Here is a 1,082-nt window from a genome sequence, read left to right as displayed (position 1 = left end):
CGACGGTACAGCTCACCGCGCACGTCGACGCAAGTACCGACGCGGTGACGATCGCGCACGCCGGCGACGACCCCGTCGCGGCGTCGGAGTACGAGGTCGTCGCCTACGCCGACGGCACCGTCGTCGACCGGACCGCGGTCGGGACGAACCGCCTCGCGACGGACGAGCGCGTCACCGTCGGCTACGCGACCGGCGGCGAACACGCCGTCGACGAACTGCGCGTCGTCCACGCACCCTCGGAGTCGGTCGTCGCCACCGCCGCGCTCGCGGACCCGGTCCGCGACTTGGACGGCTTGGGTTGACCTCCTCCACCTCTAGAGGGATGGGAGGAAGTCAATCACCGTACGAATATCATCAGATCCGACTGGGAAAAGGTTCAAGGTAGCACATCGAATAGTAATACTATAATGAGTACAACTAGTGAGGGCCGAATCGTGAATCTGAGTCAGAAAGGCCAGGCAACAATTCCCAAAGAACTCCGGGAGAAGCATGGAATCGAACCGGGAAGCAGGGTTCGCATCCACGAAAACGAGCAAGGGGAGATCGTCGTTGAACCACTCCCCAGCCTCCAAGACTTCCGTGGAGCCGCAACCACGGCAGAGAGTGGAACGACCATCCTTCGTGAGGAGCGGAAGTCCGACAAGGAGCGAAGTCAACGCCTCGAGCGAGACAACTAATGGATCACGTCGTATTCGACGCGGAACCGCTGATTGCTTATTACTGGGACGAGCCTGGGAGTGATGCCGTCGAAGCGATTATTGACCGCGTGGAAGGCGGCCAGCTGAAGGGGTCAGTGAACACGGTGACGTGTACCGAAGTGCGGTACGTATGCGGACGAGACGACCCGCAGATGGCGCAGGCGTACGTAACTCGGATTCGAAACTGGTGCGATGTCGTTACGGCCGAGGACGTCTGGGAATCGGCCGCCGATTACAAACGCGACTACAACGTCGCACTCGGAGACGCCTTTCCCCTCGCCACAGCAGCGATAGAAGAGGCGACAGCCTACACGGGTGCTGACGACGATTTCGACGACGTCGACGTGACCGTGAAGCGATTTCGCGAAGACGGTGTCTGAGCGG

3 protein-coding genes are annotated in these 1,082 nt (G+C 61.0%); all 3 read left to right on the top strand.

Features of this window, described 5'->3' with window-relative positions; genetic code table 11:
* The coding region (locus DVK07_RS22840) for a hypothetical protein (protein WP_158603196.1) at positions 1–302 on the top strand (302 nt) is incomplete at its 5' end.
* A 105-nt stretch (positions 303–407) separates the two neighbouring features.
* Positions 408–677 carry an AbrB/MazE/SpoVT family DNA-binding domain-containing protein gene (locus DVK07_RS19435; protein WP_121598505.1) on the top strand — a complete coding sequence of 90 codons (270 nt, stop codon included), beginning with the start codon at positions 408–410 and terminating at the stop codon, positions 675–677.
* On the top strand, positions 677–1,078 hold the full coding sequence (locus DVK07_RS19430) for a PIN domain-containing protein (protein ID WP_121598504.1): 402 nt from the start codon (positions 677–679) through the stop codon (positions 1,076–1,078). The genes DVK07_RS19435 and DVK07_RS19430 overlap by 1 nt, the downstream gene beginning before the upstream one ends.
* The last annotated feature ends 4 nt before the right edge of the window (positions 1,079–1,082 follow it).

Source organism: Halorubrum sp. Atlit-26R (assembly GCF_003666015.1).
GTDB lineage: Archaea > Halobacteriota > Halobacteria > Halobacteriales > Haloferacaceae > Halorubrum.
Note: the sequence above shows the minus strand (reverse complement) of the source record. Positions and strands in the feature narration are given on the sequence as shown.

What these genes read in the sequence shown, in the direction of transcription:
- DVK07_RS19430 (WP_121598504.1), top strand. Translation starts at nt 677, where the DNA reads ATGGATCACGTCGTATTCGACGCGGAACCGCTGATTGCTTATTACTGG.
- DVK07_RS19435 (WP_121598505.1), top strand. Translation starts at nt 408, where the DNA reads ATGAGTACAACTAGTGAGGGCCGAATCGTGAATCTGAGTCAGAAAGGC.